The 18,520-nt window shown below is 63.7% G+C and carries 28 protein-coding genes and 1 pseudogene; all 29 read left to right on the forward strand.

Going from position 1 to position 18,520, the window contains the following annotated elements; translation table 11 throughout:
* Positions 1 to 130 precede the first annotated feature (130 nt).
* Complete coding sequence (locus tag IEW49_RS03280; protein ID WP_188641338.1) at positions 131 to 409, forward strand: cold-shock protein; 279 nt, start codon at positions 131 to 133, stop codon at positions 407 to 409.
* Positions 410 to 510: 101 nt separating this feature from the next.
* Positions 511 to 1,023: a hypothetical protein gene (locus tag IEW49_RS03285; protein WP_188641339.1), complete on the forward strand. Its 513-nt coding sequence runs from the start codon at positions 511 to 513 to the stop codon at positions 1,021 to 1,023.
* A 344-nt stretch (positions 1,024 to 1,367) separates the two neighbouring features.
* On the forward strand, positions 1,368 to 1,739 hold the full coding sequence (gene rpsL / locus IEW49_RS03290) for a 30S ribosomal protein S12 (protein WP_188641340.1): 372 nt from the start codon (positions 1,368 to 1,370) through the stop codon (positions 1,737 to 1,739).
* Between the two features lie 152 nt (positions 1,740 to 1,891).
* Complete coding sequence (gene rpsG, locus IEW49_RS03295; RefSeq protein ID WP_188641341.1) at positions 1,892 to 2,362, forward strand: 30S ribosomal protein S7; 471 nt, start codon at positions 1,892 to 1,894, stop codon at positions 2,360 to 2,362.
* A 122-nt stretch (positions 2,363 to 2,484) separates the two neighbouring features.
* Positions 2,485 to 4,581, forward strand: a complete 2,097-nt coding sequence (gene fusA, locus IEW49_RS03300; protein WP_188641342.1) for an elongation factor G — start codon at positions 2,485 to 2,487, stop codon at positions 4,579 to 4,581.
* Between the two features lie 92 nt (positions 4,582 to 4,673).
* Positions 4,674 to 5,849, forward strand: coding sequence for an elongation factor Tu (gene tuf / locus IEW49_RS03305; RefSeq protein ID WP_188641343.1), 1,176 nt, complete (start codon positions 4,674 to 4,676; stop codon positions 5,847 to 5,849).
* A 146-nt stretch (positions 5,850 to 5,995) separates the two neighbouring features.
* Positions 5,996 to 6,307, forward strand: coding sequence for a 30S ribosomal protein S10 (gene rpsJ / locus IEW49_RS03310; protein WP_160616657.1), 312 nt, complete (start codon positions 5,996 to 5,998; stop codon positions 6,305 to 6,307).
* Positions 6,308 to 6,605: 298 nt separating this feature from the next.
* Positions 6,606 to 7,490, forward strand: a complete 885-nt coding sequence (gene rplC, locus IEW49_RS03315; RefSeq protein ID WP_188641344.1) for a 50S ribosomal protein L3 — start codon at positions 6,606 to 6,608, stop codon at positions 7,488 to 7,490.
* Between the two features lie 2 nt (positions 7,491 to 7,492).
* Positions 7,493 to 8,119: a 50S ribosomal protein L4 gene (gene rplD / locus IEW49_RS03320; protein WP_188641345.1), complete on the forward strand. Its 627-nt coding sequence runs from the start codon at positions 7,493 to 7,495 to the stop codon at positions 8,117 to 8,119.
* Positions 8,112 to 8,423 (forward strand): 50S ribosomal protein L23, encoded by a 312-nt coding sequence (locus IEW49_RS03325; protein WP_188641346.1) that lies wholly within the window; start codon positions 8,112 to 8,114, stop codon positions 8,421 to 8,423. Before rplD ends, IEW49_RS03325 begins: the two co-directional genes overlap by 8 nt.
* Before the next feature lie 14 nt (positions 8,424 to 8,437).
* A complete protein-coding gene (rplB, locus tag IEW49_RS03330) occupies positions 8,438 to 9,274 on the forward strand; it encodes a 50S ribosomal protein L2 (protein WP_188641347.1) in 837 nt (278 codons plus the stop codon).
* A gap of 3 nt (positions 9,275 to 9,277) precedes the next feature.
* Positions 9,278 to 9,556: a 30S ribosomal protein S19 gene (gene rpsS / locus IEW49_RS03335; RefSeq protein ID WP_188641348.1), complete on the forward strand. Its 279-nt coding sequence runs from the start codon at positions 9,278 to 9,280 to the stop codon at positions 9,554 to 9,556.
* A complete protein-coding gene (rplV, locus tag IEW49_RS03340; RefSeq protein WP_188641349.1) occupies positions 9,556 to 9,933 on the forward strand; it encodes a 50S ribosomal protein L22 in 378 nt (125 codons plus the stop codon). Before rpsS ends, rplV begins: the two co-directional genes overlap by 1 nt.
* Before the next feature lies 1 nt (position 9,934).
* A complete protein-coding gene (gene rpsC, locus IEW49_RS03345; protein ID WP_188641350.1) occupies positions 9,935 to 10,630 on the forward strand; it encodes a 30S ribosomal protein S3 in 696 nt (231 codons plus the stop codon).
* Between the two features lie 14 nt (positions 10,631 to 10,644).
* Entirely contained in the window at positions 10,645 to 11,079 is a 435-nt protein-coding gene (gene rplP / locus IEW49_RS03350) for a 50S ribosomal protein L16 (RefSeq protein WP_188641351.1), read from the forward strand.
* Positions 11,079 to 11,291, forward strand: a complete 213-nt coding sequence (rpmC, locus tag IEW49_RS03355; protein ID WP_188641352.1) for a 50S ribosomal protein L29 — start codon at positions 11,079 to 11,081, stop codon at positions 11,289 to 11,291. Before rplP ends, rpmC begins: the two co-directional genes overlap by 1 nt.
* A 9-nt stretch (positions 11,292 to 11,300) precedes the next feature.
* Positions 11,301 to 11,582, forward strand: a pseudogene (rpsQ, locus tag IEW49_RS03360) (30S ribosomal protein S17); the annotation flags it as partial.
* 167 nt (positions 11,583 to 11,749) lie between these two features.
* Positions 11,750 to 12,118, forward strand: coding sequence for a 50S ribosomal protein L14 (gene rplN / locus IEW49_RS03365; protein ID WP_188641354.1), 369 nt, complete (start codon positions 11,750 to 11,752; stop codon positions 12,116 to 12,118).
* Positions 12,118 to 12,438: a 50S ribosomal protein L24 gene (gene rplX, locus IEW49_RS03370; protein ID WP_188641355.1), complete on the forward strand. Its 321-nt coding sequence runs from the start codon at positions 12,118 to 12,120 to the stop codon at positions 12,436 to 12,438. The genes rplN and rplX overlap by 1 nt, the downstream gene beginning before the upstream one ends.
* On the forward strand, positions 12,431 to 13,012 hold the full coding sequence (gene rplE, locus IEW49_RS03375; RefSeq protein ID WP_188641356.1) for a 50S ribosomal protein L5: 582 nt from the start codon (positions 12,431 to 12,433) through the stop codon (positions 13,010 to 13,012). The genes rplX and rplE overlap by 8 nt, the downstream gene beginning before the upstream one ends.
* 43 nt (positions 13,013 to 13,055) lie before the next feature.
* Positions 13,056 to 13,361 (forward strand): 30S ribosomal protein S14, encoded by a 306-nt coding sequence (gene rpsN, locus IEW49_RS03380; protein ID WP_160616643.1) that lies wholly within the window; start codon positions 13,056 to 13,058, stop codon positions 13,359 to 13,361.
* A gap of 11 nt (positions 13,362 to 13,372) precedes the next feature.
* A complete protein-coding gene (rpsH, locus tag IEW49_RS03385) occupies positions 13,373 to 13,768 on the forward strand; it encodes a 30S ribosomal protein S8 (protein ID WP_188641357.1) in 396 nt (131 codons plus the stop codon).
* Positions 13,768 to 14,301 carry a 50S ribosomal protein L6 gene (gene rplF / locus IEW49_RS03390; RefSeq protein ID WP_188641358.1) on the forward strand — a complete coding sequence of 178 codons (534 nt, stop codon included), beginning with the start codon at positions 13,768 to 13,770 and terminating at the stop codon, positions 14,299 to 14,301. Before rpsH ends, rplF begins: the two co-directional genes overlap by 1 nt.
* 1 nt (position 14,302) lies before the next feature.
* Positions 14,303 to 14,647, forward strand: a complete 345-nt coding sequence (gene rplR / locus IEW49_RS03395; RefSeq protein ID WP_188641359.1) for a 50S ribosomal protein L18 — start codon at positions 14,303 to 14,305, stop codon at positions 14,645 to 14,647.
* Position 14,648: 1 nt separating this feature from the next.
* The gene (rpsE, locus tag IEW49_RS03400; protein ID WP_229658063.1) at positions 14,649 to 15,488 is read left to right on the forward strand and encodes a 30S ribosomal protein S5; all 840 of its coding nucleotides are present in this window, start codon (positions 14,649 to 14,651) and stop codon (positions 15,486 to 15,488) included.
* Positions 15,489 to 15,493: 5 nt separating this feature from the next.
* A complete protein-coding gene (gene rpmD / locus IEW49_RS03405; protein WP_188641360.1) occupies positions 15,494 to 15,679 on the forward strand; it encodes a 50S ribosomal protein L30 in 186 nt (61 codons plus the stop codon).
* Positions 15,680 to 15,751: 72 nt separating this feature from the next.
* On the forward strand, positions 15,752 to 16,240 hold the full coding sequence (gene rplO, locus IEW49_RS03410; protein ID WP_188641361.1) for a 50S ribosomal protein L15: 489 nt from the start codon (positions 15,752 to 15,754) through the stop codon (positions 16,238 to 16,240).
* A 186-nt stretch (positions 16,241 to 16,426) separates the two neighbouring features.
* Complete coding sequence (gene secY, locus IEW49_RS03415; protein ID WP_188641362.1) at positions 16,427 to 17,794, forward strand: preprotein translocase subunit SecY; 1,368 nt, start codon at positions 16,427 to 16,429, stop codon at positions 17,792 to 17,794.
* A gap of 31 nt (positions 17,795 to 17,825) precedes the next feature.
* Positions 17,826 to 18,476 (forward strand): adenylate kinase, encoded by a 651-nt coding sequence (locus IEW49_RS03420; RefSeq protein ID WP_188641363.1) that lies wholly within the window; start codon positions 17,826 to 17,828, stop codon positions 18,474 to 18,476.
* The last annotated feature ends 44 nt before the right edge of the window (positions 18,477 to 18,520 follow it).

Here is an 18,520-nt window from a genome sequence, read left to right on the forward strand (position 1 = left end):
AGGTGTAGCTACCAGTCGCGATCGACGGTCCCGAGGGCCAGTTGCCCTCCCTTCTTTCCATTTCGCCTTCTAGCCACCGCGCACAAGCGGTCGCTTCCGGGCGCCTGCGCGAAATCGAAGGAATTTTTCCATGACCGATTTTGGCAAGATCAAGAATTACGACCGCAACAAGGGTTCGGGCACGATCGCCCCCGAAAAGGGCGGCGAGACGCTGTCCTTCGGCAAGGGCGACCTCCAGCAGGAAGCCGCCGAGCCCAGGCAGGGCCAGCGCTACGGCTACGACACCCGCAAGGCCGATGACGGCAAGATGCAGGCGACCAACCTGCACCAGCCCGAACAGGCGCAGCAGGGCAAGGTGCCGTCCGGCCAGGACAGCAAGGACGCCGAGCCCAGCCAGCAGCAGGGCTGATCCGTGACAGGGGGACGGGCGCGCCGCGAGGTGCGCCCGGACTTCCTCGACCGCCTTCACCCCGCCTTTTCGACCCGCCCGCCGACCGCAGGAGACGCGCCATGGACCTCAATGAAATGCTCCACGCCCACCAGGTCGCGGTGATGAAGGCCAGCGCGGCCGGCGACGACCGGGGCCGCGACGATCACTTCGCGAGGGTGGCCGAATATGCCGAGCAGATCCGCCGATTGCGCGGCGTGGCGATGACGAGTGCACCTCAGAAGGGCGCACCGGCGACGGGCGTGCACGTGTCGAGCCCGCAAGTGACGGGCATCGTGCCGTCGCGCGCCGATGGCCCGCCAGACATCATCTACGGGACCTATGCCAGCGAGACCTCCGCATCGTCTTCGAACGCGCAGGACAATGCGTGGGAGAACGAGGGCGGGGCCGTGATCCCGCCGGCCCGCGACGACCCGCCCGAAGCCGGACCGGCCGAGCCCGAACTGCCCGCAGGGGTGACGACGCGGCTCGTGCGCCACTACACTGTCGGGCCCTACGTCTATACCGATCTCGACCTCGCGCTGGCCGAACACATGCGCCGGCTTTCGGATGCGGGCGAAGACGGCGAGGCTTGACCGCGCGGCCTGCTGCGACTAAAGGCCCGCCCATCCGGAGCAGCGTTCGCGCCGCGCCGGTCAGATAGAGCTGAACATTGCCGGTCATGTCCCGGGGCTCCTTGCGCAATGCCAGGGGCTCTTTTCTATTGGGGCGCATCTCCTTCGGGAGCCGCGTTTCGGGGCAGCCGTCAAAGTAACCCGGTGGCCGTGTGGGCCTTGGGTGGAGAGATTCAGCTTGCCGGCCCCGCGTGCCCGCCCGTCGCCTCGTCGACCGGCCCTGCGCGAACGGGTGTCCGAGCAGGCCTTTCTCTCTTCCCGCTGCCCGCTAGTCGCCGCCCTCATACGGTGAAGAGAAAGAATCTATGCCGACGATCAACCAGCTGGTCCGCAAGGGCCGCGAACCGCAGAAGACCAAGTCGAAGGTCCCTGCGATGGAAGCGAACCCGCAGAAGCGCGGCGTTTGCACCCGCGTCTATACGACGACCCCGAAGAAGCCGAACTCGGCGCTGCGCAAGGTTGCGAAGGTTCGCCTGACCAACGGCCGCGAAGTCATCAGCTACATCCCGGGCGAAGGCCACAACCTGCAGGAACACAGCGTCGTGCTGATCCGCGGCGGCCGTGTGCGCGACCTTCCGGGCGTGCGCTACCACGTGCTGCGCGGCGTGCTCGACACGCAGGGCGTCAAGGACCGCAAGCAGAGCCGTTCGAAGTACGGCGCCAAGCGTCCGAAGTAAGGTTTAGGCGCGGCGGCGGCTCTCTCCTCCACCCGGGCACCTTGGCGAAGGTAGCCCCGGGTGGCCGGGTGGGGGAGAGGGCCGGTGCCGCAGGGCGCTCACGCCAAGGTTTTTAGGTCAAGTGAGCGACCACTCCGAAGGAGTTTAGAGATATGTCACGTCGTCGTCGTCCCGAGAAACGGGAAATCCTGCCCGATCCTAAGTTCGGGGATCTGGTGCTTTCGAAGTTCATGAACAACCTGATGCTGGACGGGAAGAAGTCCACCGCCGAGCGGATCGTCTATTCCGCGCTCGACACCGTCGAGGCCAAGGCGAAGGCCGATCCGATCCAGATGTTCCATGACGCGCTGAACAACATCAAGCCGCAGGTCGAGGTCCGCAGCCGCCGTGTCGGTGGTGCGACCTACCAGGTGCCGGTCGAAGTGCGCCCCGAGCGTGCCCAGGCGCTGGCGATCCGCTGGCTGATCTCGGCCGCGCGCGGTCGTGCCGAGACCACCATGAGCGCGCGCCTTTCGGGCGAGCTGATGGATGCGGCGAACAATCGCGGCAACGCGGTCAAGAAGCGTGAAGACGCGCATCGCATGGCCGACGCCAACCGCGCGTTCAGCCACTACCGCTGGTAATACGAAGGCAGGGCGGGGCCGCGCTGCGGTGACGCGAGCGGCCCCCCGTCTTCAAAACGCAACAAAATTTCCCACATGGGAAGGGCCCCGCAAGGCCCATCTCGAGACCAAGGAATTCCATAATGGCCCGCGACTATCCGCTGGAGCGTTATCGCAATATCGGCATCATGGCGCACATCGATGCCGGCAAGACCACCACGACCGAGCGTATCCTCTATTACACCGGCAAGTCCTACAAGATCGGCGAAGTCCACGACGGCGCCGCGACCATGGACTGGATGGAGCAGGAGCAGGAACGCGGCATCACCATCACCTCGGCGGCGACGACCACCTTCTGGTCGGCCGAGGACGGTGAAGGTCCCAAGCACCGCATCAACATCATCGACACCCCCGGCCACGTCGACTTCACGATCGAAGTCGAGCGTTCGCTGCGCGTGCTCGACGGCGCGGTCGCCGTGTTCGACGGCGTCGCGGGCGTCGAACCGCAGTCCGAAACCGTGTGGCGCCAGGCCGACAAGTACGGCGTTCCGCGGATGTGCTTCATCAACAAGCTCGACCGCACCGGTGCCGATTTCTATTACTGCGTCCAGTCGATCATCGATCGTCTCGGTGCGACCCCGCTGGTGCTGTATCTCCCGATCGGCGCCGAAAGCGACCTGCAGGGCGTGGTCGACCTCGTGAACAATCGCGGCATCGTCTGGGAGAATGACGGTTTGGGCGCGACGTTCAATTATGTCGACATCCCCGCCGACCTCGCAGACAAGGCCGCCGAATATCGCGAGAAGCTCATCGAAACAGCCGTCGAGCAAGACGACGATGCGATGGAAGCCTATCTCGAAACCGGCGATGCGCCCGATGCCGCAACGCTCAAGAAGCTGATCCGCAAGGGCACCATGAACCGCGACTTCGTGCCGGTGCTGTGTGGCTCGGCGTTCAAGAACAAGGGCGTCCAGCCCCTGCTCGACGCGGTGGTCGACTACATGCCATCCCCGCTCGACGTGCCGGCGATCAAGGGCGTCAAGCCCGACAGCGACGAGGAAGAGTCGCGTCCGTCGAGCGACGATGCGCCGTTCTCTGCACTCGCCTTCAAGATCATGAACGATCCGTTCGTGGGTTCGCTCACCTTCACTCGCATCTATTCGGGCAAGCTCTCCAAGGGCCAGGTCCTGAACTCGGTGAAGGACAAGAAGGAAAAGATCGGCCGCATGCTGCTGATGCATTCCAACAACCGCGAGGACATCGAAGAAGCGTTCGCTGGCGACATCGTCGCGATCGCGGGCATGAAGGACACGACGACCGGCGACACGCTGTGCGATCCGGCCAATCCGATCATCCTTGAACGGATGGAATTTCCCGATCCGGTCATCGAGCTGTCGGTGGAACCCAAGACCAAGGCCGACCAGGAAAAGATGGGCGTCGCGCTCAACCGCCTGGCTGCCGAGGATCCGTCCTTCCGCGTCACGACCGACCACGAATCGGGCCAGACGATCATCAAGGGCATGGGCGAGCTTCACCTCGACATCCTGGTCGATCGCATGAAGCGCGAGTTCAAGGTCGAAGCGAATGTCGGTGCGCCGCAGGTGGCGTATCGCGAATCGCTCGCCCGCGAAGTCGAGGTGACCTACACCCACAAGAAGCAGTCGGGTGGTTCGGGTCAGTTCGGTGAAGCCAAGGTCGTGGTCACCCCGGGTGAACGCGGCCAGGGCATCATCTTCGAAGACGAGATCAAGGGCGGTAACATTCCGCGCGAATACATCCCGTCGGTCGAGAAGGGCATGCGCGAGCAGGCCGAAACCGGTCACCTGATCGGCTTCCCGATCATCGACTTCACGATCCGCCTGATCGACGGCAAGTACCACGATGTCGACTCCTCGACCGTGGCGTTCGAAATCACCGGTCGCGGTGCGATGCGCGAAGCCTGCCAGAAGGCCGGCATCAAGCTGCTCGAGCCGATGATGAAGGTCGAAGTCGTGACGCCCGAGGATTACCTCGGCGACGTGATCGGCGACTTGAACTCGCGCCGTGGCCAGATTCAGGGCACCGAGTCGCGCGGCAACGCGCAGGCGGTCGAGGCCATGGTCCCGCTGGCGAACATGTTCGGCTACGTGAACGAGTTGCGTTCGTTCACGCAGGGCCGTGCGCAGTACACGATGCAGTTCGCGCATTACGAGGAAGTCCCGAGCAACGTGGCCGAAGAGGTCCGCGAGAAGCTTGCGTAACTAGAAACTAGGGTCTAGGGGCGGCGCCTGATTCAGCGGGCGCCGTTTCCTCCCCGCAGAACTCCCAAATTCAAGACAGAGGTTATTGGAAAATGGCGAAGGAAAAATTCGAGCGTAACAAGCCGCACGTCAACGTCGGCACCATCGGTCACGTCGACCACGGCAAGACCACGCTGACCGCGGCGATCACCAAGGTCCTCGACGCGCCGGTCGACTTCTCGAACATCGACAAGGCGCCCGAAGAGCGCGAGCGTGGCATCACCATCTCGACCGCCCACGTCGAATACGAAACCGACAACCGCCACTATGCGCACGTCGACTGCCCGGGCCACGCCGACTACGTGAAGAACATGATCACCGGTGCCGCCCAGATGGACGGCGCGATCCTGGTCGTGAATGCCGCCGACGGCCCCATGCCGCAGACCCGCGAGCACATCCTGCTCGCCCGTCAGGTCGGCGTCCCGGCGCTGGTCGTGTTCCTCAACAAGGTCGACCAGGTCGACGACGAGGAACTGCTCGAGCTCGTCGAACTCGAAGTTCGCGAACTGCTCAGCGAATACGGCTTCGACGGTGACGACATTCCGATCGTCGCCGGCTCGGCGCTCGCCGCCCTCGAAGGTCGCGACGACAACATCGGCAAGGAGAAGGTTCTCGAGCTGATGAAGGCTGTCGACGAGTACATCCCGCAGCCCGACCGTCCGGTCGACAAGGACTTCCTGATGCCGATCGAAGACGTGTTCTCGATCTCGGGTCGTGGTACCGTCGTCACCGGCCGTATCGAAACCGGCGTCGTGAACGTTGGCGACGAAGTCGAAATCGTCGGCATCAAGGACACCACCAAGACGACCGTGACCGGCGTCGAAATGTTCCGCAAGCTGCTCGATCGCGGCGAAGCCGGCGACAACATCGGCGCCCTGATCCGTGGTGTCGCCCGTGAAGACGTCGAGCGTGGCCAGGTTCTGGCGAAGCCGGGTTCGGTTACCCCGCACACCGAGTTCAGCGCCGAAGTCTATGTCCTGTCGAAGGACGAAGGCGGCCGTCACACGCCGTTCTTCGCGAACTATCGTCCGCAGTTCTACTTCCGCACGACGGACGTGACCGGCGAAGTGATCCTTCCCGAAGGCACCGAAATGGTGATGCCGGGCGACAACGTGACGATCGACGTCAAGCTGATCGCCCCGATCGCCATGGACGAAGGTCTGCGCTTCGCCATCCGTGAAGGCGGTCGTACCGTCGGTTCGGGGGTTGTCAGCAAGATCACGAAGTAATATAGGCCCGCGCGAGCGACGGGGATTCGTCTCCGTCTCGCCGGAATTGCTTCGGTAAAAATTTGAATCGGCAGCCCCGCTCTCCTCCCGAGACGGGAGAGGGCGGGGCCGCTTTATTGTTTGCTCTTTCTCATCGGTAGTTGGACATGGAAGCCCAGAACATTCGCATTCGCCTGAAGGCGTTCGATCATCGCGTACTCGACCAGGCCACCGGCGAAATCGCCGAAACCGCCCGTCGCACCGGCGCCCTGATTCGTGGCCCCATTCCCCTGCCGACGAGAATTGAAAAATTCACCGTGAACCGCGGTCCGCACATCGACAAGAAGTCGCGTGAGCAGTTCGAGGTTCGTACGTTCAAGCGGCTGCTCGACATTGTTCAGCCGAACGCCCAGACGGTCGACGCGCTGATGAAGCTCGATCTCGCCGCGGGTGTGAACGTCGAAATCAAGTTGGCTTGATTTCACGTCTCCGGCGCAGGCCGGAAAGCATGGTCCCCCTGGTCGGACCCTAAACGGACCGGGAAAGTTTCGTAGGTCGCGGTCGCGACCTCAAAGGCCCCCGCCTCGGCGTGGGCCCGGACAACGAGATACCGCCGGATTTATCCGGGCTGCGTCTCCCGTCTCGCTCCACCGCCGATCCCGGCGCGCGAGCACCTAGCCCGGACGGGGCGACGCATCACAATTCGGGCTTTGGGGCCGCAAGGTTCCGCACGCACCTCGGATGGGCCGGGGTGCCTCTGTCAAGGAGACAAGCATCATGCGTACAGGCGTGATCGCGAAAAAGGTTGGGATGACCCGCCTCTTCCAGGAGGATGGCCGGCACGTGCCCGTGACCGTTCTCGCGCTGGAAGGGTGCCAGGTCGTTTCGCACCGCACCTCCGACCGCGATGGCTATTTCGCCCTCCAGGTCGGTTCGGGTGAAGCGAAGCAGAAGAACGTTGCCAAGCCGCAGCGCGAGCATTTCGCGAAGGCCGAAGTCGGCCTGAAGATGCGCGTTGCCGAATTCCGTGTCGAGAGCGAGGAGGGCCTCCTTCCCGTCGGCGCGACCATCACTGCCGATCACTTCGTCGCCGGCCAGAAGGTCGACGTCACCGGTCACACCCAGGGTAAGGGTTTTGCCGGTGCGATGAAGCGTTGGGGCTTCGGTGGTCTGCGCGCCACGCACGGCGTTTCGATCTCGCACCGTTCGCACGGTTCGACGGGTAACCGCCAGGATCCGGGCCGCGTCTTCAAGAACAAGAAGATGGCCGGCCACATGGGTGATCGCCAGCGCACGCAGCAGAACCTCGAAGTGGTTCGCACCGATGCGGAGCGCGGCCTGATTTTCGTTCGCGGCTCGGTGCCGGGTTCGAAGAACAGCTGGATGGTCGTGCGTGACGCCGTCAAGGTGCCGCTGCCCGAAACCGCCCCGTTCCCGGGTGCCATGCGTCGCAACGCCGATGAAACCGCTTCGGAAGAGGCCGATGCCGGCCTGATCGAAAGCGCGGCCGAGCACGAGGTGAACCCCGAAGTCTCCGCCGAGCAGCAGGAAAAGCTGATGCAGCAGCAGGATGCTGGTGCGGATGCCGAAACCGGCGCTGCCGACGACAATTCCACCACGCCGAGCGTCGATAAGGACGCTGGCGCAGGCAAGGAGTCCTGATCGTGAAGGTCAAGATCCAGAAACTGGACGGCGGCAAGGCGTCCGGCGATGTCGAGCTCAACGATGCCGTGTTCGGCGTCGAGCCGCGCGCCGACATCCTGCACCGCGTCGTGACATGGCAGCTCGAAAAGCGCCGCGCCACCGCCCGTCCGACCCGCGAGCGCAGCGATGTCGCCCGCACCGGCAAGAAGTTCGGTCGCCAGAAGGGCGGCGGTGTTGCGCGTCACGGTGACCGCAAGGCCCCGATCTTCATTGGTGGCGGCAAGGCGCACGGTGCCCGCAAGCGCGATTTCGATCCCTCGCTGAACAAGAAGATCCGTTCGCTCGGCCTGCGCATGGCGCTGTCGAGCAAGGCGAAGGACGGCCTCGTGGTCGTCGACAGCCTCGAACTCAAGGATGCCAAGACGAAGGCGCTCAAGGGCCACTTCGACAAGGCCGGGTTCAGCGGGAAGGTGCTGTTCATCGACGGCGAGAGCGTGAACGAAGGTTTCGCGCGCGCCGCCGGCAACCTGCCGGGCGTGAACGTGATGCCGGCGATCGGTGCCAACGTCTACGACATCCTGAAGCACGACACGCTGGTCCTCACCAAGGACGCGGTCGAAAAGCTGGAGGCGCGTTTCAATGGCTAAGAAGCAGGACATCAACGCGCGCCACTACGACGTGATCGTGGCGCCGCACATCACCGAGAAGTCGACGTTGCTCTCCGAGAACAACGCGGTCGTCTTCAAGGTGGCCAACGACGCCACCAAGCCGCAGATCAAGGAAGCGGTCGAGGCGATCTATTCGACCAAGGTGGCGAGCGTGAACACGATCGTGACCAAGGGCAAGAGCAAGCGCTGGAAGGGCAAGCCCTACAAGCGCTCCGACGTGAAGAAGGCGATCGTGCGCCTGGCCGACGGCCAGGACCCGATCGACATCACGAGCGGTATCTGAGGGGCTAGGAAACAATGGCACTCAAGAACTATAACCCGACGAGCCCCGCACGCCGCGGCTTGATCCTCGTGGACAAGTCGCAGCTCTACAAGGGCAAGCCCGTGAAGGGGCTGACCGAGGGCAAGCGCAAGACCGGTGGCCGCAACAACAAGGGTCACGTGACCTCGCGCGGCATCGGTGGTGGCCACAAGCAGAAGTACCGCTTCATCGACTTCAAGCGTCGCAAGTGGGACGTCGAAGGCACCGTCGAGCGGATCGAATACGATCCCAACCGCACGGCCTATATCGCGCTGGTGAAGTATGATGACGGCGAACTCGCCTACATCATCGCGCCGCAGCGTCTGGCCGTCGGTGACAAGGTGATCGCCGCCAAGAAGACCGATACCAAGCCGGGCAACGCAATGCTGCTCAGCGAGATGCCGGTCGGCACGATCTGCCACAACATCGAGATGAAGCCGGGCAAGGGCGGCCAGATCGCCCGTTCGGCAGGCACCTATGTCCAACTCGTCGGTCGCGACCGCGGGATGGTCATCGTGCGCCTCAACTCGGGTGAGCAGCGTTACATCCGCGGCGAGTGCATGGGCACGGTCGGCGCGGTGTCGAACCCCGACAACGCCAACACCAATCTCGCCAAGGCCGGCCGCAATCGCTGGCGTGGCAAGCGTCCGCTTACGCGCGGCGTTGCGAAGAACCCGGTCGATCACCCGCACGGCGGTGGTGAAGGCCGCACCAGCGGTGGCCGTCATCCGGTGACCCCGTGGGGCAAGCCGACCAAGGGTGCTCGTACCCGCAAGAACAAGCAGACGGACAAGATGATCATCCGTTCGCGTCACGCGAAGAAGAAGAGGTAAGCAATGGCTCGTTCCCTACGGAAAGGCCCCTTTTTCGACCTGCATTTGCTGGCGAAGGCGGAAGCCGCGCAGGATGCCGGTTCGCGTGCGGGCCCCATCAAGACCTGGTCGCGTCGTTCGACCATCCTCCCGCAGTTCGTCGGGCTGACGTTCAATGTCTACAACGGTCACAAGTTCATTCCGGTGTCCGTGAGCGAGGAAATGGTCGGTCACAAGCTGGGTGAATTCGCGCCGACGCGCACGTTCCCCGGCCATGCGTCCGACAAGAAGGGTAAGCGCTAATGGGCAAGGCAAAGTCCCCCCGTCGCGTCGCCGATAACGAGGCGCTGGCAACCGGCACCACGATCCGTGGTTCGGCGCAGAAGCTCAACCTCGTTGCCGAGCTGATCCGCGGCAAGAAGGCCGAAGAGGCCCTCAACATCCTCGCCTTCTCGAAGAAGGCGATGGCGAAGGACGCCAGCAAGGTGCTCGCTTCGGCGATCGCCAATGCGGAGAACAACCACAACCTGGACGTCGACGCGCTCGTCGTGGCGGAAGCCTCGGTCGGCAAGTCGATCACGATGAAGCGGTTCCACACCCGCGGTCGCGGCAAGAGCACGCGCATCCTGAAGCCGTTCAGCAAGCTGCGGATCGTCGTCCGCGAGCAGGAAGAGGCGTAAGATGGGTCAGAAGAGCAATCCGATCGGTCTGCGCCTGCAGATCAACCGCACCTGGGACAGCCGCTGGTACGCCGAAGGGCGCGACTATGCGAAGCTGCTCGCGGAAGACATCGAGATACGCAAGCACATCGTGAACTCGCTGCCGCAGGCCGCGATCTCGAAGGTCGTGATCGAGCGTCCGGCCAAGCTGTGCCGCATCTCGGTCTACGCCGCCCGCCCGGGCGTCATCATCGGCAAGAAGGGCGCGGACATCGAGAAGCTGCGCTCGACGCTGGCGAAGATGACCGAAAGCGAGATCAAGCTGAACATCGTCGAAATCCGCAAGCCGGAAGTCGATGCCAAGCTCGTCGCGCAGGGCATCGCCGACCAGCTGATCCGCCGCGTGGCGTTCCGCCGGGCGATGAAGCGCGCGATGCAGTCCGCCATGCGTCTGGGTGCCGAAGGCATCAAGATCGTCTGCGGCGGCCGTCTCGGCGGTGCGGAAATCGCCCGTGTCGAACAGTATCGCGAAGGTCGCGTTCCGCTGCACACGCTGCGTGCGAACATCGATTACGCCGAAGCCGAAGCGCTCACCGCGTACGGCATCATCGGCATCAAGGTCTGGATCTTCAAAGGCGAAATCCTGGGCCACGATCCGATGGCGCACGATCGTCTCATGATGGAAGCCCAGACGTCCGGCGTCCGGCCGGCTCGCTGAGGTAGGTAAGAGCAATGCTGCAACCGAAAAAAACCAAGTACCGCAAGGCGTTCAAGGGCAAGATCCATGGCAACGCCAAGGGCGGCACCACGCTGAACTTCGGGTCGTATGGCCTGAAGGCGATGGAGCCCGAGCGGATCACCTCGCGCCAGATCGAGGCGGCTCGCCGCGCGATCACGCGTCACATCAAGCGCCAGGGTCGTCTCTGGATCCGCGTCTTCCCGGACGTGCCGGTGTCGAAGAAGCCGGCCGAAGTCCGTCAGGGTAAGGGCAAGGGTTCGGTGGAGTACTGGGCCGCTCGCGTGAAGCCGGGCCGGATCCTGTTCGAGCTCGACGGCGTGCCCGGCCCGCTGGCTGCGGTCGCGTTCCAGCGCGCCGCGATGAAGCTGCCGATCAAGACCAAGGTCGTGGCCCGCCTGGGCGACGATTCGCACCTGGGAGCGTCGTAATGGCCAACGCAAAGATCGAAGACCTGCGCACCAAGACCGACGACCAGCTCTCCGAAGAGCTCGTCGAGCTGAAGCGTGAAGCGTACAACCTGCGGTTCCAGTCGGCCACCGGCCAGCTCGAACGTCCTGCGCGCATCAAGGAAGTGCGCCGCGAGATCGCCCGCATCAAGACCCTTCAGGGCGAGCGTACGCGCTCGGCCGAGAAGGCTTAAGGAGGCATCATGCCCAAGCGTATCCTCATCGGTACCGTCGTTTCCGACAAGACCGACAAGACCGTGACCGTCAAGGTCGAGCGCAAGGTGAAGCACCCGCTGTACGGGAAGATCATCCGGCGCACGAAGAACTACAACGCGCACGACGCGAACAACGAATATGTCCCCGGCGACGTCGTCCGGATCGAGGAGACCAAGCCGATCTCCAAGACCAAGACGTGGGCGGTGATCGATCGGGTCCAGGCGTCCAAGGGTGTCGAGATCGAAGCCGATCTCGATGTCAAGGAAGCCAAGCCGACCGGCGCGCCGGAAGACAAGACGACCCATGACAAGCCTGCCGCCGAAAAGGACGAGCAGGACGACGCCAAGGCGGACGCCGAGGCCTGATTTAGACGTAGGAACTGCCGGGCACCTGAATTCATGGGCGTCCCGGCAAGCCAAGAGAAGGAACCGGATCGATGATCCAGATGCAATCCAATCTCGACGTCGCGGACAACAGCGGCGCCAAGCGCGTCCAGTGCATCAAGGTGCTGGGCGGCTCGAAGCGCCGGTTCGCAAGCGTCGGGGACGTGATCGTAGTCTCCGTCAAGGAGGCGCAGCCGCGTGCCAAGGTCAAGAAGGGCGACGTTCACCGTGCGGTGATCGTGCGCACGAAGAAGGACGTCCGCCGCCCCGATGGCAGCGTGATCCGTTTCGACAGCAACGCCGCGGTCCTCATCAACAAGAGCGAGGAGCCGATCGGCACCCGTATCTTCGGCCCGGTGGTGCGCGAACTGCGCGGCCGCGGCTTCATGAAGATCATCTCGCTTGCTCCGGAGGTGCTGTAATGGCTGCCGCGAAGATCAAGAAGGGCGACGAAGTCGTCGTGCTCTCGGGCAAGGACAAGGGCCGCACCGGCACCGTGTCCAAGGTCCTGCCGAAGGAAGGCAAGATCGTGGTCGAGGGCGTGAACGTCGCCACCCGTCACCGCAAGCCCACCCAGGCGAACCCGCAGGGTGGCATCGAGCGCCGCGAGGCCCCGATGCACATCGCGAAGGTCGCTGTGGCCGATCCCAAGGACGGCAAGCCGACCCGCGTCCGCTTCGAAGAGCGCGACGGCAAGAAGGTCCGTGTCGCCGTCAAGTCCGGGGAGACCATCGATGGTTGATTACACTCCGCGCATGAAGCAGCGCTACGACGACCAGATCGTCAAGGCGATGACCGAGAAGTTCGGTTACAAGAACCGGATGGAAGTGCCGAAGATCGACAAGATCACGCTCAACATGGGCGTCGGCGAGGCGAGCCAGGACAAGAAGAAGGTCCAGAACGCTGCCGAGGAAATGGCGCTGATCGCCGGCCAGAAGCCGGTCATCACCAAGGCCAAGAAATCGATCGCCCAGTTCAAGCTGCGCGAAGGCATGCCGATCGGTGCGAAGGTGACCCTTCGTCGCGAGCGCATGTACGAATTCCTCGACCGCCTCGTGACGATCGCGATGCCCCGCATCCGCGACTTCCGTGGCCTGAACCCGAAATCGTTCGACGGTCGCGGCAATTACTCGATGGGTCTCAAGGAGCAGATCATCTTTCCGGAGATCAGCTACGACAAGATCGAACAGGTGCGTGGCATGGACGTGATCGTCACCACCACCGCCAAAACCGATGAGGAAGCGCGCGAACTGCTCAAGCTGTTCGGCTTCCCGTTCCCGGCCGATGAAAAGGCCGACGAGAAGGAAGCCGCGTGAGCGGTTTCCCGAACACTAGCAACGCAAAGAGAGCTTAAGTCCAATGGCGAAACTGAGTTCCATCAACAAGAACGAGCGTCGCAAGAAGCTCGTGAAGAAGTACGCCGCGAAGTACGCGAAGCTTAAGGCGCAGGCCGAAGATGAATCGCTCGACGAAACCGAGCGCCTGATCGCCCGCCTCAAGATGGCCGAGATTCCGCGCAATGCGAATCCGACCCGCGTGCGCAATCGCTGCGCCACCACCGGCCGCCCGCGCGGCTATTACCGCAAGTTCGGCATCAACCGTATCGAACTGCGCGACCTCGGCAACAAGGGCCTGATTCCGGGCCTGACCAAGTCGAGCTGGTGAGGAATCGATAGATGGCTATGACCGATCCCCTGGGTGATATGCTCACCCGCATCCGCAACGGCCAGCAGGCGAAGAAGGACTCCGTCCTCTCGCCCGCCTCGACGCTGCGTGCCAATGTCCTCGAAGTCCTTCAGCGCGAAGGCTTCATCCGCGGCTATGCGGAAGACGACAGCGGCCAGCACAAGGCGCTGCGGATCGAACTGAAGTATTTCGAAGGCGAGCCCGCGATCAAGTATGTCGCGCGCGTCTCCAAGCCCGGTCGTCGGGTGTATTCGGGCAGCAAGGATCTGCCCCGGGTGCGCAACGGCCTGGGCATCACCATCGTCTCGACGCCGCGTGGCGTGCTCTCGGATGCCGAAGCACGCGACCAGAATGTCGGCGGCGAAGTGCTGGCGGAGGTGTTCTGATGAGCCGCATCGGCAAACGTCCGGTTGCGATCCCGAGCGGGGTCGAAGCCAAGATCGACAACGGCACGCTGACCGTGAAGGGCCCCAAGGGCACCCTTTCCATGGGTCTGTCCGACCTCATCGACTACAAGGTCGAAGGCGAGGAGATCCAGGTCAACCCGGCGAACGACACGCAGAAGGCCCGTGCCTTCTGGGGCATGCATCGCACGCTCGTGTCGAACCTCGTCGAAGGCGTGACCGAAGGCTACACCAAGACGCTCGAGATCAGCGGCGTCGGCTATCGTGCTTCTGCGCAGGGCAAGAAGCTCAAGCTTCAGCTCGGCTATTCGCACGACGTCGACCTCGACGTGCCCGAGGGCATCGAGGTGAAGACCCCCGACCAGACCACGGTCGAAATCAGCGGTGCCGACAAGCAGAAGGTCGGCCAGTTCGCGGCGGAAATCCGCGAATGGCGCAAGCCCGAACCCTACAAGGGCAAGGGTATCAAGTATCGTGGCGAGTACATCTTCCGCAAGGAAGGGAAGAAGAAGTAAGATGGCAAAGCTTTCCCCCTTCGAACGCCGCCGCCAGCGTGTCCGTAACGCGCTGCGCAAGAACGGCGGAGGCCGTCCGCGCCTGTCGGTGCACCGCACCGGTATGCACATCTACGCGCAGATCATCGACGACAAGGCCGGCAAGACCGTCGCCGCGGCGTCGACGCTCGGAGCGAAGAAGTCCGGCGCGAATGTCGATGCCGCCACCCAGGTCGGCAAGGATATCGCCGCCGCCGCCAAGAAGGCCGGCGTCACTTCCGTCGTGTTCGATCGCGGCGGGTTCCTGTTCCATGGTCGCGTGAAAGCGCTGGCCGACGCCGCCCGCGAAGGCGGGCTGGAGTTCTAAGATGGCTGACGAAAAAAAGACCGAAGAAAACAAGGCTCCCGAGGGTCCCAAGGACACTCCTGAAGTCGCGCAGGCGAAAGCCAATGCCGGCGTCGTCGAGGCCGAGACCGAGCATGCGGTGAAGAAGGAAGAACCGGCCGTGGCCGATACGCCTTCCGAAGCTGCCGACAACCAGTCGGCCGCACAGGGTGCCGAAGGTCGTCCGCGTGGTCGTGGCGGTCGTGGCGGCAACGATAATCGCGGCGGTGGCCGCGGTCGTGGCGGTCGTGACAACAACCGTCGTGGCGGCCGCGACGAGCCGGATGACGGCATCGTCGAGAAGCTCGTGCACATCAACCGCGTCTCGAAGACGGTCAAGGGCGGTAAGCGCTTCGGCTTCGCCGCGCTGATGGTCGTCGGCGACGGCCAGGGTCGCGTCGGCTTCGGACACGGCAAGGCACGCGAAGTGCCGGAAGCGATCACCAAGGCGACCGCTGCCGCACGCAAGAAGATGATCCGCGTCTCGCTCAAGGAAGGCCGCACGCTGCACCATGACGGCAAGGGTCGTTTCGGTGCGGGCAAGGTCACCGTTCGTTCGGCGCCCGCCGGTACCGGCATCATCGCCGGTGGTCCGATGCGTGCCGTGTTCGAGAGCCTTGGCGTCGCCGACGTCGTGACCAAGTCGGTCGGCACTTCTAACCCGTACAACATGATCCGGGCGACGTTCGACGCGCTGCAGAACCAGAGCTCGCCGAAGTCGGTCGCCCAGCGTCGCGGCAAGAAGGTCGCCGATCTCATGGGCCGTGCCGCCGGTGCGACCAAGGAAGAGGCCGAGGCTGACGCCGCGGCTGTCGTGGAGTAAGATCGATGGCTGCCAAGAAAACCGTCAAGATCAAGCAGATCGGCTCGCCGATCCGCCGTCCCGAAAGCCAGCAGAAGATCCTGCGCGGCCTCGGGCTCGGCAAGATGCACAAGGTGGTCGAACGCCAGGACACCCCCGAGGTGCGCGGCGCGATCGCCAAGATCCCCCACCTCGTCGAGGTGGTGGACTAACCATTCAAGGCGGCCCGGCTATGCCCGGGCCGTTTCCTTCAGCGCGAGACAAGCGAAAGCGAGTGCAGAATTATGAAACTCAACGATCTTCGTGACAACAAGGGTGCCCGCAAGGGCCGGATGCGGGTCGGCCGCGGTATCGGCTCGGGCAAGGGCAAGACCGCCGCGCGCGGCCAGAAGGGCCAGAAGAGCCGTTCGGGCGTCAGCGTGAACGGTTTCGAGGGCGGCCAGATGCCGCTCCACATGCGCCTGCCAAAGCGTGGTTTCAACAACCCGTTCGGCAAGGACTTCGCCGAGGTGAACATTGGCATGGTCCAGAAGTTCATCGACGCCAAGAAGCTCGACGCCAAGAAGGCGATCGACCACGAAGCGCTCAAGGCCGCCGGCCTTGCGCGCGGCGGCAAGGACGGTGTCCGACTGCTCGGCAAGGGCGAACTGACAAGCAAGGTCCAGTTCAAGGTCGCCGGCGCGTCGAAGGGCGCGATCGAAGCGGTCGAGAAGGCCGGCGGTTCGGTCGAGGTGACCGCGCCGAAGAAGGCCGAAAAGGCCGACGCCGAATAAGCATTGCGCATCCCGGGCCTGGTCCGGGATCTCTTCCCCTCGCGCCGCCGCGCCTGTGGATAGAGATCCGGGTTCGAGGCCCGGGATGACGCTTTTTCCCGGGGTAGGGTTCGACAACCGCGACACGGCTCCCTATCTCTCCTGTCCACGCCGGGAGGGCCGGCGAAAATCAGGACCAGATTTCCCATGGCATCACGCGCCGACAACATGGCCAGCGGCCTCAGCCTCGCCAATTTTTCGAAGGCGACCGAACTCAAGCAACGCATCTGGTTCACGATCGGTGCGCTGGTCGTGTTCCGCTTCCTGAGCTTCGTTCCGCTGCCGGGGGTCAACCCGCTCGCGCTCGCCAATCTGTACGAGAACGCCCAGGGCGGCATCCTCGACATCTTCAACACCTTTTCGGGCGGCAGCCTCGAGCGCATGAGCCTCATCGCGCTCGGCGTCATGCCCTACATCACCGCGTCGATCGTCATCCAGATGGCCGCTGCGCTGCATCCGTCGCTGATGGCGCTCAAGAAAGAGGGCGAAGCGGGCCGCAAGAAGCTCAACCAGTACACCCGGTATGGCACGGTCTTCCTGTGCGCGATCCAAGGGTGGTTCATCGCCGCCGGTCTCGAAGCCTTTGCTGCATCGAACGGAATCCAGGCGGTGGTCAATCCGGGCTACATGTTCCGCATCGGTGCGGTCATCTCACTGATCGGCGGCACGATGTTCCTGCTGTGGCTGGGCGAGCAGATCACCTCTCGCGGGATCGGCAACGGCGTCTCGCTGATCATCATGGCAGGCATCGTCGCCCAGATGCCGCAATTCGTCGGCAACATGCTCGAAGGCGCGCGCTCGGGTTCGATCTCGTCCTTCCTGATCATCGGCCTGATCGTGATGATCGTGGTGTTGATCCTCGGCATCTGCTTCATGGAGCGCGCCCAGCGTCGCCTGCTGATCCAGTATCCCAAGCGCGCAAACCAACGCGGGATGATGCAGGCCGACCGTTCGCACCTGCCCTTGAAGCTCAACACCGCTGGCGTGATCCCGCCGATCTTTGCGAGTTCGCTGCTGCTCTTGCCGCTGACGATTACGCAGTTCGCGGGCAACCAGCTCGATGCCGAAAGCGGCGTCGGCGGAGCGCTCGGTACGGTGCTGCTATACCTGCAGCACGGTCAGCCGCTCTACATGCTGCTCTATGCCGCGCTGATCGTGTTCTTCACCTTCTTCTACACTGCGGTGGTGTTCAATCCGGAAGAGACGGCTGACAACCTGAAGCGCAATGGCGGCTTCATCCCCGGCATTCGTCCGGGTAAGCGGACCGCCGACTATCTCGACTACGTGCTGACGCGCATCACGGTGGTCGGCGCGATCTACCTGACGCTGGTCTGCACCGTGCCCGAATACGTCATCGCGCAGACCGGGCTGCCGCTGTTCTTCCTCGGCGGTACCAGCCTACTGATCGTCGTGAACGTCACGGTAGACACGGTCAGCCAGATCCAGTCGCACTTGCTGGCGCATCAGTATGGCGACCTCATCAAGAAAGCGAAATTGAAGGGCCGCCTGCGCTGATGCCGGCGCCGAGACGGAGAGCTTGAGACCGATGGACATCATCCTTCTTGGACCTCCCGGCGCGGGCAAGGGTACCCAGTCGCACCGCCTGGTCGAACGCCACGGCATGGCGCAGCTGTCGACCGGCGACATGCTGCGCGCCGCGGTCAAGGCGCAGACCCCGGTCGGCGTCGAAGCGAAAAAGGTCATGGACCGCGGCGAGCTCGTGTCCGATGCGATCGTTTCCGCGTTGATCGGCGAGGCCCTCGACGCGATGCCAGAAGGGCAGGGCGCGATCTTCGACGGATTCCCGCGCACCGCCGAACAGGCCGACGCGCTCGATTTCCTGCTTGCCGAGCGCGACCGCAAGCTCGACCACGTGATCGAACTCGAGGTGGACGAAGACGCGCTCGTGCGTCGGATCGTGGGCCGCTTCGCCTGTGCCGAATGCGGGACGTTGTATCACGATACGGCCAACCCGCCGAAGGTCGACGGCGTGTGCGACAAGTGCGGCAGCACCGAGTTCAAACGCCGTCCCGACGACAACGAGGAAACCGTGCGCACCCGGATGGCGGAATATCGTGCCAAGACGCAGCCGATCCTCGCTCCTTACGAGAAGCGCGGCATCGTCAGCCGGGTCGACGGCATGGGCGGGATCGACGAGGTCACCCAGGCGATCGAAGCGATCCTGCACGGCGAATGACGCTTTGCCGCGCGTTCGCACGCGGCTAGGCTTGCTCTGACATC

This window comes from Pseudoblastomonas marina (assembly GCF_014641655.1).
Classification (GTDB): Bacteria; Pseudomonadota; Alphaproteobacteria; order Sphingomonadales; family Sphingomonadaceae; genus Alteriqipengyuania_A; species Alteriqipengyuania_A marina.

Coding starts and splice junctions, on each gene's coding strand:
- IEW49_RS03280 (WP_188641338.1), top strand. CDS start 131: ATGACCGATTTTGGCAAGATCAAGAATTACGACCGCAACAAGGGTTCG.
- IEW49_RS03285 (WP_188641339.1), top strand. CDS start 511: ATGGACCTCAATGAAATGCTCCACGCCCACCAGGTCGCGGTGATGAAG.
- rpsL (WP_188641340.1), top strand. CDS start 1,368: ATGCCGACGATCAACCAGCTGGTCCGCAAGGGCCGCGAACCGCAGAAG.
- rpsG (WP_188641341.1), top strand. CDS start 1,892: ATGTCACGTCGTCGTCGTCCCGAGAAACGGGAAATCCTGCCCGATCCT.
- fusA (WP_188641342.1), top strand. CDS start 2,485: ATGGCCCGCGACTATCCGCTGGAGCGTTATCGCAATATCGGCATCATG.
- tuf (WP_188641343.1), top strand. CDS start 4,674: ATGGCGAAGGAAAAATTCGAGCGTAACAAGCCGCACGTCAACGTCGGC.
- rpsJ (WP_160616657.1), top strand. CDS start 5,996: ATGGAAGCCCAGAACATTCGCATTCGCCTGAAGGCGTTCGATCATCGC.
- rplC (WP_188641344.1), top strand. CDS start 6,606: ATGCGTACAGGCGTGATCGCGAAAAAGGTTGGGATGACCCGCCTCTTC.
- IEW49_RS03325 (WP_188641346.1), top strand. CDS start 8,112: ATGGCTAAGAAGCAGGACATCAACGCGCGCCACTACGACGTGATCGTG.
- rplB (WP_188641347.1), top strand. CDS start 8,438: ATGGCACTCAAGAACTATAACCCGACGAGCCCCGCACGCCGCGGCTTG.
- rpsS (WP_188641348.1), top strand. CDS start 9,278: ATGGCTCGTTCCCTACGGAAAGGCCCCTTTTTCGACCTGCATTTGCTG.
- rplV (WP_188641349.1), top strand. CDS start 9,556: ATGGGCAAGGCAAAGTCCCCCCGTCGCGTCGCCGATAACGAGGCGCTG.
- rpsC (WP_188641350.1), top strand. CDS start 9,935: ATGGGTCAGAAGAGCAATCCGATCGGTCTGCGCCTGCAGATCAACCGC.
- rplP (WP_188641351.1), top strand. CDS start 10,645: ATGCTGCAACCGAAAAAAACCAAGTACCGCAAGGCGTTCAAGGGCAAG.
- rpmC (WP_188641352.1), top strand. CDS start 11,079: ATGGCCAACGCAAAGATCGAAGACCTGCGCACCAAGACCGACGACCAG.
- rplN (WP_188641354.1), top strand. CDS start 11,750: ATGATCCAGATGCAATCCAATCTCGACGTCGCGGACAACAGCGGCGCC.
- rplX (WP_188641355.1), top strand. CDS start 12,118: ATGGCTGCCGCGAAGATCAAGAAGGGCGACGAAGTCGTCGTGCTCTCG.
- rplE (WP_188641356.1), top strand. CDS start 12,431: ATGGTTGATTACACTCCGCGCATGAAGCAGCGCTACGACGACCAGATC.
- rpsN (WP_160616643.1), top strand. CDS start 13,056: ATGGCGAAACTGAGTTCCATCAACAAGAACGAGCGTCGCAAGAAGCTC.
- rpsH (WP_188641357.1), top strand. CDS start 13,373: ATGGCTATGACCGATCCCCTGGGTGATATGCTCACCCGCATCCGCAAC.
- rplF (WP_188641358.1), top strand. CDS start 13,768: ATGAGCCGCATCGGCAAACGTCCGGTTGCGATCCCGAGCGGGGTCGAA.
- rplR (WP_188641359.1), top strand. CDS start 14,303: ATGGCAAAGCTTTCCCCCTTCGAACGCCGCCGCCAGCGTGTCCGTAAC.
- rpsE (WP_229658063.1), top strand. CDS start 14,649: ATGGCTGACGAAAAAAAGACCGAAGAAAACAAGGCTCCCGAGGGTCCC.
- rpmD (WP_188641360.1), top strand. CDS start 15,494: ATGGCTGCCAAGAAAACCGTCAAGATCAAGCAGATCGGCTCGCCGATC.
- rplO (WP_188641361.1), top strand. CDS start 15,752: ATGAAACTCAACGATCTTCGTGACAACAAGGGTGCCCGCAAGGGCCGG.
- secY (WP_188641362.1), top strand. CDS start 16,427: ATGGCATCACGCGCCGACAACATGGCCAGCGGCCTCAGCCTCGCCAAT.
- IEW49_RS03420 (WP_188641363.1), top strand. CDS start 17,826: ATGGACATCATCCTTCTTGGACCTCCCGGCGCGGGCAAGGGTACCCAG.